Here is a 16525-nt window from a genome sequence, read left to right as displayed (position 1 = left end):
CCTAGACACGCTGTTACTTGTTCTGGGAAAATCAAATTGCGTCTCATATGCTAACCAGAAGATTTTGGCTCTGGACTGAGCAGCTCTAAAAAGTGGACGTCTAGGGCAACAGAAAGCTCATACACTGTAACAATAGTTGGATTACGTTGCCCCTTCTCCAATCCGCTTATGTATTGCTGACTGAAGCCAGATAGCTCCTCTACTCGCTCTTGAGTAAGACCTTTCTCTTTTCGAATACGAGCAAAGTTGGCTCCGACTATCACTCTCACGTCCATCCGTGGAAGTTGACATGAATAGACGCACAGCATTATCAACTATAATATGTATTTAGTCGACACTTTGATGGTCAGAACACTTTGAGAGGAAATTAGAGATGCATAAGGGCTTAGTGATAAGTGTATTTTTTTTCGCGATAACAGGCTGCGTGAACCTTTCTCCCGAAGCTAAGTTGATGGGACGCGATACAGGAGATTTTGGTTCAGGTACGATTGAAAACGTTGTGTTCGGGAATTCTGGCAAGATAGAAATTCAGCTACGAAACGAGATCTACACCGGTCAGTGGATCACTGTCAGAAACGAAGGCAGCACCCAACTACAACTAATGAGCGCGTTTTACCCTTCTGGAGCGATCGGTTTGGCGGGTGGATCTAACACCAAACGCTCAGACTTCGGCTTTGGCTCGGCGCTTCTAGGAAGTAAAATAGGAAACACTCTGCATTGCGAATACCAATATAGTTTGGTGACGATAACCGCGATCGGAATTTGTGAACACAGTGACGGAGAAATCTTCGATCTACAGGTTGGATGATCCAAAAACTTCGAGGGTCCTCTCTCTGACTTCACATTTGGGGGGTAACGCGCGATCGCAAGAATTTTCTAGCGATAGATTTTTTTATCGAAATATTTGAAATACACCGAGGGGACACTCGGGACATTGGATTATTGATTATGCTTACGTAACCGGAAGGCCATCGTAAACTTACTAATTTGACGTGTCCCAGGCGTCCCCCAATGTACGACAATTAAAGGCCGGGTAGCTCCAACGCTCGTTTTAGACCACGAAAACCTCTTGCGCGGTCTGACTTATATCTTTGGTAACCTCGCTTAAGCAGTCCTGCACTGATCTGAGTGGTAGACCATGGCGTAATACCTTCTTTCTGCGCCCACCGATGAAACTCCAGGCGTAAGCTCTCGTTGGTGATTTTTGCTGCGCTATCTTTCTCGAGACAGTCAGTAACAAACTTTCCAAGTACATCCTCATCATCTATGTACTGCATAGATCTATCTACAATGGATTGCGGGATTTGAAGTCCGCTCTCATACCACTTTACCGCTCCATCAATCGCCCACCGCAAAATAGCTGCAGTTTCGTTTTTGAGCTTGTCTGGTAGGTTTCTATCTTCTTGGCCGTTAGGGATTGTGACATCGAATGGGATAAGACAAATCCGTCTCCGAACAGCTTCGTCAATGCCTTTTAAGGCCGGGATATTATTGGCATCAACCAGCAACGTGCATTGAGGCTGAAACGTAAAATTGTCTTGGCGCATGAATCTGGCAGTCAACCAATCCCCACCGGTTATTTGCTTAATTAATACTTCGTCCCAAGACCGGCCTGGAGGTAGTTCCGACGCTCGCGCAAAACGCGCTCCTTTCAAATACGCGAGATCAGTTGCATGCTGTTCGGTCCTTTTATCCAACAAAAGTTTTGGCGAGATTGTACGTGAGTAATCTTCTGAGAGAATCTGGCTGTAAGTGTTGAACAATGTAGACTTACCATTTCGTCCGGTCCCATACGCGATGAACAGTCTGTGCTCTTTGGTCGAACCAGTGAGGCCGTATCCCAGCAACCTTTGTATAAAATCTATTTCCGCATCATTGTCAGCGAAGATTGTTTTGAGGAATTTGATCCACTGCGTTGGCGGTTCTCCTGTGGCCGCAGGATCGACGGATGTAGCTTTCAAGAGAAAATCAGTTCGTCGACGAGGCCGCCAAATTCCGGATCGAAGGTCAACAATTCCGTTCGGTGTGCCAATCAGTGACGGTTCCACATCCCATTCATTTATCGACTTGGCTGCACCGACGCTCGACCTCATCAAGGTGAATACGGCTTTAATCGTGTTTAGACTCCCGATCCGTTTATTCTGCCGCAGTCCATCAGCCGACCGGAGTGCATCGCGCAACTCGCGTCGTAATCGCGTTACCGGATCGTGTTTTGATATCGCTATAGACCAGCGTTTTCCATTCCAATTTGCCCAACGATCGAATTCAGGAATGTAGAACATTTCACCGTCCCAACTGTTTTCGAAGATTGCTGTGGCAAGTTGGTCATCAGACATGGATGCATCAATCGGGATCTTTTTTTGATCTGCTGAATAAACTTCAGCACAGCTACGAATTGCTTTCATTATTGTTGCGTGCCGATAGTCCGGGCGTTTTTCATATTTCGGCCTGATAAGAGCGGACTGTCTGAACAGACGATCCATTCTTCGGGCATCCTTACCCGTCCAAAAAGCAAGATGGTTCATTAAAGCCAGATCGGCGCTAGATCGATCGAAACCGTCCAACTTGTTATCCCCGGGATAATACTCAGACAGAACGATTTCTCGTTTGATCCATAAATCTTCGAAACTGGCTTTTTGACCGAATGAACTAGCCAACGATCTTGACCGACGGGCGCGGTCGATAAGTTCGTCATCGGATTCTAAGGCAGAGTAGTTTGGGTCGCACCCATCGGGGAGTTGGTACTTTTCAAAATCTGGGTGAGCGATGCCTGGTAGCGAGGGGTTAGCGAGTTCCTCTCGCTCTGGAACAATGGATTTTAGAACTTCTGTCCAATCGCGGTCAACTTCGACGCCATGGATACGCGCCCAACCGGAAGGGCCAAACGCGATAAACCGCCTTTGAGTATAAAACTCCTTCCAACCGTCCCACTTATTTCTCGAATTCTTGAGCAATGATTTGTCACATTTCCCAAAAATGTGGAGCCCAGCACCAGACTGAGAAACTTCGCCCCATGCTCCCGGAAAGAGGCTTACAATCTGTTTGGCTTCGTACGACCAGTCATTCGTCTCGTGATCAAAGCATTTATCAAGATCTAGAAAAAAGTACGGATCGTTTTCCGTTAGAACGAACCCAACAGAAAATCCCGTCTTTTTAGCTGTTGGATGATCAATCCAGTTTTGGGAATCAAGGGGGTCGATGGCATGACCCTTTGTATCACATGGGACTTTTGCGTGTTTACCATTTCGCTCGATAAGGCGCCAATTAATGAACTGGCTTGGCAAGCCTTTTGGAATGCTCATTTGACATCTCCGGCTTGTTCTAAGTTTTTTGCTTCCTGGATCGCTCTCTCTAGTGCGGCACGAAGTTCTTCCGCTCCTTCAATTGGTAGCAATTCAGCGTAAGGCGGAAGCTCGGCAATCCCGTGGTAGCCAACAAAAACACCCCCTGGAAAAGGAAGGAGTGTTTTTTGCCTTTGCTCACAGATCGATGATCCAGACCACAAGCTCGATATGTATTTTGTAGTAACAATTCTACGCGACATGATCAGCCTCCGAACATTCGAAGCGATTGTCGAAATTATCCAAATCGATCGCGCGCCACAGATTGCGATGTCCAATTTTTATCGGTTCGGGGAATTGGATATTTGGGTTTTGTATCCAGCGATAAATCGTAGAGCGGCTAATCTTATAGCGGCTTTCTACCTCGTTCGACGCAAGAAAAATGTTCATTTGGGCACCTCTTGAAGTTTTATGGTGCTTCATTCTTGTTCGTGTCGTTCACCGCGTCGTGGAGTAAAATTAATTTTGTTTATTCACCTACACTGCAGCGAGCCTTACTCGATGCTTTAGAGTTTTCTGTTTTTCCAAACCGTGCGCACGTGGTTGCGGCTGACGCCGTGCAACTCTGCCATCATGTTCACGATGGACTGTGCCTCATCTTTTGGGCTCTCATTAGTTCCTAATTTGAGACCCGTACCTTCATCGAGCAAAGACATCGTTCTAGCAATTTCATGATCCCTAAAGTTGTCGGGTTTTTTCCCTCGCTTCAGACGTGGTTTTGATCTTACTCCTAGCTCAAAGAGCAAAAGAAAACGGCAAATGTCCGAGCTTACGTCCCGGTCATTCTTCAGTTGCCGTTCAGCAAATCGACGTAAACCATTATAGAAAATCGCGTTATTCTCACATAGCTTGGATATTGCGTCTGAGAAGCCTTCGCTTTGCAGCCATCGCCCGAGCAAAGCGTCCGGATTTAGTTCGGGCGTTCGCGTTTTTTGAGAATCTAGTCGCCCCTTTAAAAGGGCCTTGAAGTCGTCATAGGATGCTCCAGCGGACGCCATCTTTTGGAGTTCAGAAACTTCTTTATCGCGTTCTTTTCGAATAAGGATGGTAATATCGTTTTCATCATGATCCATCGATAAAATCAGCCCACCTTTGCATTAACGCTCTTCGTTGCTCGATATAATCAGTTCTATTGTAAGAGCGCTCAACTCTAGAGCCGATGGAATGTGCCAGACACGCTTCTGCTACTTCCCATGAAATGTCTGTATTTTCTGAGCACCAAACTCTAAAACTAGATCGAAACCCGTGCGGTCTTGCGATGAGACCTCGTCGCTCCATCAATCGAGACATTGCGGCGTCTGACATCACGCCTTTTCTTACACTCGGAAACAAAAAGCCGTCCCTCGAATATGGCCGGGCTCGCGCAATTATGTCCTGCGCCTGTCTTGGAAGAGGTACCCGGAAGTCAGGTGTCTTTCCTTTCGCACCCTTCATGTTCTCATGGGGAACAGTCCAAACGTCACCCACAACTTGCTCTTCTCTCATATACCGAATGGGCTTAGATCGCGGCCCGATAGTTAGAATGAGCAGCTTCAACGCGAGATGAACGATCGTATCTTCAATGAGAGAAGAATAGAAAGCTGGAACCTCCTGCCATGGCATAAACGGCGTATGCTTCGTCACGTGTTGTTGCGCGCCGAGCAATGCCTTTGCTTTCGTCGGAATCTGTAAATCGACGTCCAGTCCCAACGCCGCACTATGCTTTAAACATACCGAAAGTCGAGCGAGCGCTTTCTTTGCGGTAGCTGGTTTTTCGTGCCAAATAGGGGCCAGCGCATTCCTGACATCTATTTGGTCTATATCAGCGACAGGAATACGTCCGAGTTTTGGTAAAACATAAAGCTCAAGCGGTGAAAACCATCGCCCTGACTTACCGTCATTTTTCAGCTCCGCTTTTCGGGTTTCGAAGCAATCCTGCGCAATATCGTTCAGCAAGTTTAGACTGCGTTCGTCGCGCCGCCTTTGTTTATCGCGCTCTTTTATCGGATCTTTTCCATCGCGAACAACGGCGCGCCAGCGATCAGCGCTTATTCTGGCTTCTTTCAGTGACACCGCCGGTGAGGGACCGAGGCCCATCTCACGTCTTCTGCCATGCACTGTTATTCTCAAAAACCACTGAGCTCCGCCGTCGGCACGCTTGTAAAGCCACAATCCTCCGCCGTCAGAGTGCTTACCCACCGGTGCATTCTTAACAAAAGCAGGTGAGAGTTTGTTCAAAGGACGGGCCATTTTCGTCCACCTTACTGTCCACCTTTTATGGTGCAACATCGTGAACTACCATGCAACAGCGTGAAGCCAGAAGTTTCTCTAAATATCTGAATTATTTGAATAACAACACGTGATGGAGCCTGCTGAGACAGCAATTCACGTCTCCTACGCGGCACCATTTTTTCCGCGCGAAACTCTCTGATCGCTCGCGATTCGCGCCGGTTGAATCGTGGACCAATATTGGAACCTAGAGCGCAAGAATTTTGCACGGGCGGGGTCAGCGTTTATACTTCACATGCCCTTGTTTGAGGTAGGTCCGTAACTCTTGGATATCGATCACCGCGCTGATCAGTGTGGTCAGGATCACGTAGACGATGAACCATGACAGTGCTGGGCTCACTGCCTGGGTCATCAACCAATAGATCAAAAAGGGCACGATAATCACCCAGTGCGCATGCCCCACTGGTCCCATCAGCTTAGAAAAAGGCGCGCGTTTGTGGATCTGGCTAGCAATGATGCCCGACAGAAGGCGGCCGAGCAGAATAACCGCGCCGGGAAGGGTCGCAATGAAAATCATGCCCCCGATGAGTTGTGGTAAGGGATAAGCGATCGCCCATAACTTGATCGTCCAGGGCAACGTGCCCATCGCATTGAACCAGATCCAAATGTCTTTGACGAAACTCATCGCTGCAACACCCGTATGCTCAGGCAGCCGCGATTTGGCGAATCCGGTCGTGCGGCATGACCGTTTCGACACCCGCCCGCGCCATGGCCAGGGTCGCTTCATCCGCAATGGATGGATGCCCCGTTCCAAAAGGCGGCGCTGGATTGTATTCGAGAATGAGCTCGATCATGCGCCCAACATCTTCACCCGCAATTAGCCCGGCAACCGTCAGACCAATGTCAACCCCGGCCGTCACGCCGCCGCCAGTGCATCGATTGCGATCCACCACGACGCGTTCGTGCATCGGGGTCGCTCCAAAGGCGTCGAGTGTGTCGATCACAGCCCAGTGACTGGCCGCTTTATAGCCGTTCAATAGGCCAGCTTTGCCGAGCAAGAGCGTCCCGGTGCAAACCGAAACGATCCAGTTCGCCGCCGCCCCTTGCTGAGCCAGAAACTCTACAGTTGCTTCGTCCTCGAGAATATCGATAGACGGCGTGCCGCCACCGGGAACGAGGATGATGTCTGGGGAGCGAGACGCTGTTTCGAATGTTGCATCGGCTAGAATCGTCGCCCCTGCATCTGTCGGGTTAGCGCCCGCTTTTTGCGCCACGATTTCCGTTTTCGAACCGGGAATTTGCGCGAGCGGTTGCATAGCGCCAATCAAATCGAGTGTTGTGAAACCAGGATAAACGAGGGCTTGAACCAGCATGGCGTGCTCCTTGAGCTTGTCATTTCGTACTGTTTCGTACATTAATATCGGGTCGTCAATAATTAATTGCGAAACGGTACATAATGTCTCAAGTGAAGCGCAAACGCGGTCGCCCCGCGAGCATCGACAAATCAGCAGCGATGCAAGCAGTCATCGAATTGTTCCGTTCAAAGGGCTATGCGGCGGTATCGCTTGATGAGCTCTCCGATGTCACCGGATTGAGCCGGCCAAGCTTGTACAGAACCTTTGGCAACAAGCTTTCTATGTATGTCGGGGCGATGAACGCATTTGGCGAGCAAGTGCGGGAGCAGGCCGTTCCGGCCTTGCAAGCAGACGGGCCATTAGAGACGGCCATTGCGAGTTTTTTAGAGGCTATGCTGTCGATCTATTACCGCGACAGCGACATCGATCCTGGATGTTTGGTCTTCGGCACCGCGCCTTCAAGCGCAGATGAAGCTGCCATCAAATCCCGCCTCCGCGTCGGGATAGAGCAACTTGACGATTTGCTGCGCTCAAGGATTCTGCGGTCCGTTCCAAACTGCCCCACCGCTCAACTCAATACCGCGACTCATCTGGTCGCAAACACATTGATTGCCTTCTCCGCCAGGGCAAAATCCGGCGAGTCGCAGGCGAACCTGACCATGATGTCCCAGAACTGCGCGCGGGCCGTTTCAGAAATGCTTGGCGTATCTTCGGCGCAGACATCGCTTTAAGACGCGATAAGCTGAGATGGATATCGCTACGCACATCAAGGTCTTTAAAGGCTAAGCGCCGTTCAGAACCGCAAACTGCTTTAGAAAAATGGTGGTCGATACTAGGTTCGAACTAGTGACCCCTGCAATGTCAAAGCGATCTTTGGGGTTTTGTCAGAGTTTGCGCACGCTTGCTCAAGATTGAAATTTTACAATTAAAACAAGATATTGTAGAGTTGTTACGGCTGCTAAAACTTGATCACCTTTGCGCTGAGTTGAGGGAGTGGTGGTAACATGGTGGTAACACGAGCTGGACGAATTGGAGATTGGAATGACCGAAGTTTCACTCAAACTGACGAAACGTAGCGCCGAGAGCTTGCCACCCAAATCCGCCAAATATGTAGCTTGGGATTCAGAGGTATCGGGGTTTGGAATACGCATTATGCCGTCCGGTTCCAAATCATACATCCTAAAGTACAGGATTGGGAGAGGTCGCTCTGCAAAAACGCGAACCATAACGCTCGGCAAACTGGAAGACTCAACACCTGAAGCCTCAAGGCGATTGGCCAGAGACTGCAAAGCCGAAGCTCGATTGGGCCAGGACCCATTCAAAACCGAAGAGCACTTGGTTGATGACGGCACCCAAACCTTCGCCGAGCTATTCGAAACTTGGCAGGAAAAAGCTGCGCATATCAGTCGTCGTACCGGTGCACTGCGCAAAGCCGCTAACGTAAAATTGGATGTAGACCGTTTAAAGATTCACGTTTTGCCGTTACTCGGTGACAAACCAATCAACCAGATCAAACTAGCCGATATCGCTAACGTGCGGGACCAGATCACCAGTGGGGCGACAAGAACCCAAAAAAAAACGAAGCCACGTGGCGTTCGGCGCGCCAGCGGCGGTGCCGGAACGGCCAAAAGGACAATAGGTATTTTGTCGAGCGTGTTCGCTTACGCCGTCGAACACGAAATTTTAGATCGCAATCCTTGCAAAGGTGTACGACTTGCTCCGAGCAAAAGTAACGAACGCTTCCTGACCGAAGCCGAAGCGGGGCGCTTGGGAGAGGTTCTCAAAAACTGGGAAAGCCGTGCAAACGCGAAGCAAGCGGTTACAATTATCCGGCTTCTTTCATTGACCGGGGCACGGCGTTCGGAAATTTCGGAACTCAAATGGTCTGAGATTGATTTCGACCAGGGATTTCTGCGACTCGGCGATACCAAGACAGGAATGTCAATTCGGCCAATTTCTAAGCTCGCGTTAGACTTGCTCGACCTACAGCCACGGGAGCATGAAAAATGGGTGTTTCCAGCATCGACAGGACCCGCAGCTTATCAAGGTCTTGGAAAAATATGGCGCCAAATAAGAATTGAAGCGGGCCTAGAAGACGTTCGCATGCACGACTTGCGTCATAGCTTCGCAAGTTTTGGAGCGGCCAAAGGTCTCTCGCTTCCTATGATAGGAGCTCTCTTGGGCCACAAAAGTTTTGCGACCACCCAACGGTATGCACACCTGACGAACTCAGCTGCTCAAAAAGCGGCTGAAGAGATTGGGCGGGTTGTAGGCGATGCCATGGATATTTCGCTACGTTAAGTGCTCTACCAGGAAAAGAACCCTCGGAAGCTTGATCACACCCAACGCTATGCGCGCAGAGTTGGTGTCAGGGCTCCAAAACCGGTCAATAGCGGCATGGCGGGAATTTCCTAAAAGCAGACACAAGAAACTGGTTACGCCCTCCACCTTGGAGGGGGTTAGATTATAACGGCCCTCGTCTGGAGCTCAGTTCAACCTCAATACGGTTGAGAAGCTTACGATCGATCTGGTAGAAATACATCAAGCTTCCCGCCACCAGGAAGAATATGCCGGGAATGATATTGAACATCATTTTAATGCCGCTCAAAGCAGCATCTGGTTGGGCTTGAACAACTCCATCTACAGGGGCCAGAAATCCATACAAAGCGAGTACCGATGAAGGTATGGCAACACCAACCGCGGAGCCGAATTTCAATGAGAACATTGAGGCAGATACCGTTAAACCGGCGCTGTTTTTCCCCGACTTCCATTCGCCATACTCAGAGCAGTCCGTGTACATCGCAAACAGCAGAGTAATCATGATACCAAAGCAGAACATCATAATTGTATGCGTGACCAAAGCAGGTAAGAATGCTTCAGGCGATATGAAATTCACGACCAATGCGGTTGCCGCGACAAAATTCGCGGTGATCATAAGGGTTTTTTTGTCGGCTTGTTTGGTGAGAGCGGGCGTTAAAAGCGCGCCGAACAATTGCCCGATAAATCCAACGGTTATGATGACCGAAGCCGCGTCCATCCACCATAGCAGTTTCGCATCGTCCAAGCCCATATTGTATTTCGTGAAAAATGCCACCGACGATAGTCGTCCGATCAATCCTATAACAATCAGAACCCCTGAGACGGCGAGTACAATCCAGGAAATGTTTTTGAAGAGGACGCCGAGGTCTTCAGATATTTTAGACTTTTGTGGAGTCTTCGGCGCAATGCGTTCTTTCGTTGCGGCGAAGGTGATCAAGAAAAGCACAACCGATAGAATGGCAAACAGGATTATGGTCAGCCGGAATCCCGTCACTTCGTCGCCGCCTCCGAGCCAATCCACCAGCGGCTTTGTGGCTGCGCCGACAAGGATCGACCCCAAGGAGGCAAACACGAAGCGATACTGCGTGGCCTTTGTCCGTTCTGTACTATCAGGATGGATCACGGCGAGGAGCGCGGAATATGGGACATTGATCGCGGTGTAAGCGAGCATGACGAGCGAATAGGTCACATAAGCGTAGACGAGCTTCCCTGTGGGCCCGAAATCAGGACCAAGGAAGAGCAAATATCCCAGCAAGGCATAAGGAATGATCGTCCACAGAATGAACGGGCGGTATTTGCCCCATCGCGTATTGGTCCGGTCTGCGATCATCCCCATTGCCGGATCCGTAAAGGCGTCGGCCCATCGGGTGATCAGAAACATAAACGCAGCGTGGCCCGGATGAATACCCCACACGTCAGTGTAGTAGTACAAGAGAAAGATGCCAAAGAAGCCATTGTAGAAATTGGAGGCCATATCGCCCAATCCGTAGGCGACTTTCTCCTTTACGCTCAGCGGCGGATAGCTGGTCATCGTCATTTCCTCCCGGTGGCGCTATGCAGATTTTCTGTCGGCCGAATTAAGTCATGCCCCAAATACAATCGATTGTATAGTGGGGTGTCAAAGGTCTTTACTGGTGTTGAGAGGCCAATAATAGAGCGCCACAGAGTCCAGCATCATCGCCAAATGCGGGTCGGTCGATCAATGTCCTGCCGGCAATCGACTCGTCTCCAAGATAGTTTGCCATCTGACGGTCATAGGCTGAACGAACCATGTCCAGAAGATGCGGCGCCAACATCAAGCCGCCACCGAGAATGATACGCTCCACTCTCAAAGTCAGGGTGAGCACGCGGCACGCTTGCGCGAGATAATCGGCAGCGATCACCCACCCATGATGATTGGGCGCAAGATCTTTGGGTTCGCCCCATCGCGCACGCATCGCTGAGACCGAGGCCAGTCCCTCAAGACAATCCCCGTGAAACGGGCAAATACCCGCAAATGAGGTATCATCTGGGTGTCGCTTGATCGGAATATGCCCAAACTCAGGATGCGTAGGCTGTCCTGCAAAATGGCCATTGAGATAAATGCCAGCCCCGACTCCTGTCCCGATCGTGATGTAGACCGCTGACGCGGCGCCCTGCGCTGCGCCGCTAGCCATTTCGGCGAACAATGCGCCGTTCACATCGGTATCGACAACTGTTTCTGTCGCGAGGGCGTCGGTAAAGAACGCATGTAAGTTAGTTCCTGCCCAATTCGGCTTGGGGGTCGAAAGGATGGTTCCATAAGTGTTGGATGTTCGATCAATATCGATCGGCCCGAAGCTCGCAATACCCAAGGCTTTCAGATCGGATCGAGAGACGACCGATTTGAAAAACGCTGCGCAGGCTGACAGCGTTTCCTCTGGCGAGGTCACGCGAACGCGATGCTTATTCAGCAGGTTACCGTCAGCGTCGCTTACGCCGCATTTGAAGGTCGTACCTCCAGCATCAATGCCGGCGAAACATGGCCTTGGATTGGTCATTTATCTCAACTCACATTAGGCGATCGATACTTATTGCAATCGATTGTATTTCTGATAGCATAAAGATCAAAGCAATTACAATCATATGTTTATACGGATTATCTCAGAGCATGCACGTCAAGTCAGCGCCAATCCCTCGCGCAAGCGGAGATGTGTTCCAGGGCGGGATAACTCACCCGGACCTATGGCTTTGGGATAGCTGGACACTCAGCGAACCATCCGGAGATCTACATCTTTACTGCCTGGCACTAAGCAGAAGGATGGCAGATGGCACCCCCATCGCGCCGCCGGAGCGGAATGATTTTGCATTTCATGTCCGCCATTTTGTCTCGTCCGATCATGGAATGTCTTGGCGTGACGATGGTCCTGTCCTAACGCCTGGACAGGTTGCAGACGGCGCTGATGCACGCAATGTGTGGAGCGGCTCAGCGCTGGCCTTGGATGATGGGCGGATTGCTTTCGGCTTCACTGGCGTAAGAAATTGCGGGGCTGATCGGCGATTCTTGCAAACCATCTGTGTTGCGACCGGCCCAAGTCCATTTCGGGTGGATGCAATCCCTCAAGCCGCCATCAGCTGCCCGCTACGCGACTATGATGCGATTGTTGAAAAGGGCTTTTATCTTGGTCCGCGCGATAGTCTTGGGAGCGATTTGGGCGAGGATGGCGGGCCGATCATGGCCTGGCGTGACCCGTTTCTTTTTTCAGATCCTTCTGGAGGTCTCCACGCTGTCTGGTCGGCCAAAATATCTCCAATACGACCGGCGATTGCGCATGCTCGACTGAAGCGGGATGGTCAAAACATCATAATTGATGAGCTGAGCGCTCCCATCGAGCTGCCAGATGCTGACTTGATGACACAAGCGGAGGTCCCGAAGCTTTATCAAGACCCCAGGTCTGGAGATCTTCTTCTCATGGTGTCGGCCTGCGATCGCCATTACGAAGGGCAACCAGACTCAGAGTTAACCCATCATCACCGCTTGTATCGCGGTGCGGATATGTTGGGGCCATGGCAAGCGATCGCTCCAGATACAAGCAAGCTGCCCGGATTGCATGGTTTGTTCGGCGGTAGCGTCATCGATTTTGATCTTTCGCTTGGCAGCTTTAAAATCCTTGGGCCTTATACCGAGAATGCCGGACCCGAAAAGCAATTGCGGTTCGCCGAACCCAAAGAAATTTTCGTGGAAACAAATATCGCCACAGCGCCGGTCGAAACCACTTAGCTTTGCTTGGTAGACGCTCTCACAATCAGACGTGTCGGCGTCAGCTGCGGATCGACGTCCTCTCCGGCAAGCTTGCGCAACAGCAGATCGACTAACATTTCTCCGCCCGCTGCAATGTTCTGATCGATCGTCGTTAAAGACGGCGTTGAAAGGCTAGCCTGACCGATATTATCATACCCGACCACAGCCACGTCGTGCGGCACCGATCGCGATTTGGACTGCAGGGCTAGCATTGCTGACATCGCCAACACGTCAGAAACCGCAAATATCGCATCAAAATCTGGACCGTTTTCAATGAAGGCGGATACTTCCTGAAACACTGATGCGCTGCCAAACTCAACATCCAACATAAGGGCTGGGTCATGTTTAACCCCCTCTGCGATGTGAGCGGCTTGGAAGCCCTCAAAGCGCAAACGGACCTCTGGCAAATCATTGGGCCCAAGGAAGAGTATTCGTCTTCTGCCAATTGACAGGAGATGTTCCGCTGCTAACCGACCGCCTTCTTTATTGTCACTCCCCACCAAGGTGTAATTGACCGGGTCCGCGAGACCTCCCCAAACAATGACTTTCTTTGCCAACGGCCCCAAGGCTTCGAGCCGGTCGGAGCGCCCCGCCTGACCGATAACAATCAAGCCATCGGCTTTGCCAGTTTGCAAAAGACGCTGTTCAGCGATTTTTTCATCTTCTTTGGGAACGCTAATGATCAAATCATAGCCGCGTTCGGAGGCGGCTTGGCTGACAGCACCAACCATCTCAAGGTAAAAAGGATCGGAAATTGTTTGGCCTGATCCCGCTCTAAGGGGAATAACCATGCCGATGGCTTCCGAAGATTGCCGTCTGAGGTTGCGCGCCGATGCATTGACCGCATACCCGGTCTCTGACGCAATCTTCAGAATCTGCGCCTTGGTTTTCTCTTTGACGAGTGGGCTGTCATTCAACGCACGCGACACAGTCGATACGTCGACATTAGCGAGCCGCGCCAACTCCGCCATCGTAATTTTACCGGGTTTGATCAAGGCTATTCCTCGTCCAGAAGCTCAAGTCTGAATTATATGCTGGCATAGGTTACTACATTGACGCAATTCGAAAAATAATTTGCGACCGAGTACGGAAACCTTCTCTTCTCCTCAATATCAAAACAGCCCGCCTGAACGGCGGGCTGTTGATAATTATCCAAAACTGGGAGGAAGGTATGTTTTGGATATTATTGCTTAGAAATTGTAACGCAAAGTCGCAGAAATCGTTCGGCCGTTGATTGGACGGAAGCGAACAAAATCACCGATGGCTGGATTGCCTTCCTCGCCTTCAGTGAAGCCAACCTCGTCGAACAGATTGTTACCTGCGACACTCAATGTGAGATTGTCTTTCAATTCGTAGTTCACATAAGCGCCAATCGTCGTGAAGCCTGGCAGGTCGAACTGGTTACTATCCTGTACCGGAGCATCCCCCGTGCTGAAGATGTTCAGACCTAGATCGTAACCTTCGCCCTCAAAATACGGATTGATGTTCAGAGTATAAGGCGCCTGACGACGCGGTGTATTGCCGAGATTGGCATTGGTTGCCGGGCCTGAGATCTTGGAATCTGTCAGCGTGACATTGCCCGATACACCGAAGCCTTCGCCAAATGTGAAGTCACCTTCAATCTCAACTCCGCTTGTATCAAATTCGGTTTGGATCACGTTTTGCGTGGTTACTTCGAATTGCGCTGCCTCGGCGACCTGAGCGTCGAAGTAAACAATGCTAAGATCACCCGCATCGAACCGGAAACGCATACCCAGTTCGAACTGCTCCACGAAGTTGAGGAAGAGATCATCGTCTGGAGACGTACCGACGCCATTTGCCACGACGAGGTTCCCAGTCGAGCGATCAGGCGCAGTTAAAGAGGCGCCTTCAGAATAGTTCGCAAAGACCGCCAAACCATCATTGACGCGATAGTTTGCACCAATCGAATAACTATCAAAGTCGGCGTCGTAATCGGTGCGGACTAGCGCAGATGAGTCAAATCGTTGAGCGCCCTGTTCGTTTGTACCGATCGTTCCATCACCGTCAGCATCAAACGGTCCGATGATCGCATTTCCGAAGCTGATAAACTGTCCTGAAACGCTATTATTTGTTTGGCGATAAGACGCTTCAACGGTCAGATCGTCCAAGTCAAAGTTTGCGGAGACATATGGCGCCGTCTGCTCAATATCGAAATCCCAATAGACTGAGCAGCAATTACCGAAGTTTGGATTGCCATAGCTTTGGCCATTGATGAAGGACCCGTCCAGCGGATTCAGAAATAGACTTGATGCGTCGTTGGTTATGAGGCGGCCGCCGCGAAGCACTGCTCTGGCATCATTGAAGCTCCAGACCTGCTCACTTGCCTGATCAGCATAGAACAAACCGGCTCTCAGCGTTACGAACTCAAACTCTCCTGTCAGGCTAAAATCGCTGAACAGGTTTCCGACATCCGGAACCGCTGTGTTGAACAGGACGTAATTGATGTTTGAAGATCCGTCCGGGTTTGTGCTGTCCAATCCAGCCGGGAACGGTGAATAAAAATTCCCCGAGATGTCTGCCCACCGCGCTTTACCGTTGAATGTGAGGATGTCGGTCAAATCATAAGATCCCTCGATCCCGATAGACGTCATCTCAGATTCCACGCCCTCGTCGACGCTGTCGCGCGAATCGCCGAGGCGCAACGCAACATCGTTGAGACCGAGCGAGTTGGTACCAGAACCCAAGTCGAGACCGTTCAATGCGCCTATAGAACCATCATTTTGAACAATCCCAGGAAGCGGCAAGAAGGTCGGCACGCGATCATCAAGATGTTTGAAATGAACGACGACATCGCCTCGATCAAATTCTTTGCCGACAGAAGCTTTGATCTGGAACCCTTCTTCCTGATTGCCAACTGTTTCGCGAACACCTTCGCCAGAACGCACAAAACCACCAACATGGTAGTAAATGCCGTTATCGAGCACGTTCCCGAACTCAGCATCAAGGCGTATGGCGCTATAATCGATACCAGATGTCAGCGCGACGGAGCCGCCCCGTTCAGTCGGCTTTTTGGAGATCAGGTTGATGATACCACCGGCCGCGTTCGGCGCTTGCGTGGAAGCAGAGCCGCCACGAATGGACTGGACTGAACCAATTGTACTGTCGACGCGAAGGTAGCTATCGGCTGTACTGAAAGCGACATCACCGACCAAGAGGGTTGGGAACCCGTTCTCTTGAAGGGACAGGTATCGTGAGCCACCTGAAGCGATTGGGAGACCACGAACCTTGATGTTCGCGTTTGCGTCGCCGCCCGTGTCTTCTGACTTTACGCCAGGGATCGCACGAAACAGCTCATTAACGGATCGCGGTGCAAGATTTTGGATTGTCTCTTCTGGCAATGCAGAGACTGACGCAGAAGAATCGAAAATCGTCGTCGCTTTCGCAACCCCGGTCACAATTACGGTATCTTGCCGCGCCTCTTCTTCTACCTGCTCTTGGGCGATCGCGCCGGCATTACAAAGCGCAAAAGCGCCCGCGCTGATGAGCAAAGATTTTTTACGTTTGAACATTTTTAGGTTCCT

General features: G+C 50.6%; 16 protein-coding genes. 4 read left to right on the top strand and 12 right to left on the bottom strand.

Translation table 11 applies throughout. The features are described 5' to 3' along the window. Window positions 1-50: 50 nt before the first annotated feature. Entirely contained in the window at window positions 51-275 is a 225-nt protein-coding gene (locus MY069_RS11620; protein ID WP_482796703.1) for a helix-turn-helix domain-containing protein, read from the bottom strand. 98 nt (window positions 276-373) lie between these two features. On the opposite strand from MY069_RS11620, the gene MY069_RS11615 reads away from it, so the two are divergent. Continuing rightward, entirely contained in the window at window positions 374-808 is a 435-nt protein-coding gene (locus tag MY069_RS11615) for a hypothetical protein (RefSeq protein WP_482793949.1), read from the top strand. 214 nt (window positions 809-1022) lie between these two features. Here the strand turns inward: MY069_RS11615 and MY069_RS11610 are convergent, their stop codons facing one another. The 7 genes from MY069_RS11610 to MY069_RS11580 form a co-directional block, all read right to left on the bottom strand. Further along, window positions 1023-3302 carry a phage/plasmid primase, P4 family gene (locus tag MY069_RS11610; protein WP_482793948.1) on the bottom strand — a complete coding sequence of 760 codons (2280 nt, stop codon included), beginning with the start codon at window positions 3300-3302 and terminating at the stop codon, window positions 1023-1025. Then, complete coding sequence (locus MY069_RS11605; protein WP_482793947.1) at window positions 3299-3544, bottom strand: hypothetical protein; 246 nt, start codon at window positions 3542-3544, stop codon at window positions 3299-3301. The genes MY069_RS11610 and MY069_RS11605 overlap by 4 nt, the downstream gene beginning before the upstream one ends. Then, window positions 3534-3731, bottom strand: coding sequence for a helix-turn-helix transcriptional regulator (locus MY069_RS11600; RefSeq protein ID WP_482793946.1), 198 nt, complete (start codon window positions 3729-3731; stop codon window positions 3534-3536). Before MY069_RS11600 ends, MY069_RS11605 begins: the two co-directional genes overlap by 11 nt. Before the next feature lie 116 nt (window positions 3732-3847). Continuing rightward, a complete protein-coding gene (locus MY069_RS11595; RefSeq protein ID WP_482793945.1) occupies window positions 3848-4414 on the bottom strand; it encodes a hypothetical protein in 567 nt (188 codons plus the stop codon). Beyond that, window positions 4404-5570 carry a tyrosine-type recombinase/integrase gene (locus tag MY069_RS11590; RefSeq protein WP_482793944.1) on the bottom strand — a complete coding sequence of 389 codons (1167 nt, stop codon included), beginning with the start codon at window positions 5568-5570 and terminating at the stop codon, window positions 4404-4406. Before MY069_RS11590 ends, MY069_RS11595 begins: the two co-directional genes overlap by 11 nt. A gap of 256 nt (window positions 5571-5826) precedes the next feature. Continuing rightward, on the bottom strand, window positions 5827-6234 hold the full coding sequence (locus MY069_RS11585; RefSeq protein ID WP_482793943.1) for a hypothetical protein: 408 nt from the start codon (window positions 6232-6234) through the stop codon (window positions 5827-5829). Between the two features lie 19 nt (window positions 6235-6253). Then, window positions 6254-6922 (bottom strand): DJ-1/PfpI family protein, encoded by a 669-nt coding sequence (locus MY069_RS11580; RefSeq protein ID WP_482793942.1) that lies wholly within the window; start codon window positions 6920-6922, stop codon window positions 6254-6256. Between the two features lie 83 nt (window positions 6923-7005). On the opposite strand from MY069_RS11580, the gene MY069_RS11575 reads away from it, so the two are divergent. Next, window positions 7006-7635 (top strand): TetR/AcrR family transcriptional regulator, encoded by a 630-nt coding sequence (locus MY069_RS11575; RefSeq protein WP_482793941.1) that lies wholly within the window; start codon window positions 7006-7008, stop codon window positions 7633-7635. 310 nt (window positions 7636-7945) lie between these two features. Continuing rightward, the gene (locus MY069_RS11570; protein ID WP_482793940.1) at window positions 7946-9205 is read left to right on the top strand and encodes a tyrosine-type recombinase/integrase; all 1260 of its coding nucleotides are present in this window, start codon (window positions 7946-7948) and stop codon (window positions 9203-9205) included. A gap of 163 nt (window positions 9206-9368) precedes the next feature. Here MY069_RS11570 and MY069_RS11565 read toward each other — a convergent pair whose 3' ends face one another. Beyond that, window positions 9369-10754, bottom strand: coding sequence for an MFS transporter (locus MY069_RS11565; protein ID WP_482793939.1), 1386 nt, complete (start codon window positions 10752-10754; stop codon window positions 9369-9371). Between the two features lie 97 nt (window positions 10755-10851). Then, window positions 10852-11742 carry an ROK family protein gene (locus MY069_RS11560; protein WP_482793938.1) on the bottom strand — a complete coding sequence of 297 codons (891 nt, stop codon included), beginning with the start codon at window positions 11740-11742 and terminating at the stop codon, window positions 10852-10854. Window positions 11743-12002: 260 nt separating this feature from the next. Between MY069_RS11560 and MY069_RS11555 the strand changes: the two genes are divergently transcribed. Then, window positions 12003-12962, top strand: a complete 960-nt coding sequence (locus MY069_RS11555; protein ID WP_482793937.1) for a glycoside hydrolase family protein — start codon at window positions 12003-12005, stop codon at window positions 12960-12962. Here MY069_RS11555 and MY069_RS11550 read toward each other — a convergent pair. Both MY069_RS11550 and MY069_RS11545 read right to left on the bottom strand, forming a co-directional pair. Then, entirely contained in the window at window positions 12959-13978 is a 1020-nt protein-coding gene (locus tag MY069_RS11550) for a LacI family DNA-binding transcriptional regulator (protein ID WP_482793936.1), read from the bottom strand. The two genes, MY069_RS11555 and MY069_RS11550, sit on opposite strands and share 4 nt — an antisense overlap. A 195-nt stretch (window positions 13979-14173) precedes the next feature. Then, window positions 14174-16513, bottom strand: coding sequence for a TonB-dependent receptor domain-containing protein (locus MY069_RS11545; RefSeq protein ID WP_482793935.1), 2340 nt, complete (start codon window positions 16511-16513; stop codon window positions 14174-14176). Window positions 16514-16525: the final 12 nt, after the last annotated feature.

The sequence above is a fragment of the Hyphomonas sp. ske169 genome, assembly GCF_056850855.1.
Note: the sequence above shows the minus strand (reverse complement) of the source record. Positions and strands in the feature narration are given on the sequence as shown.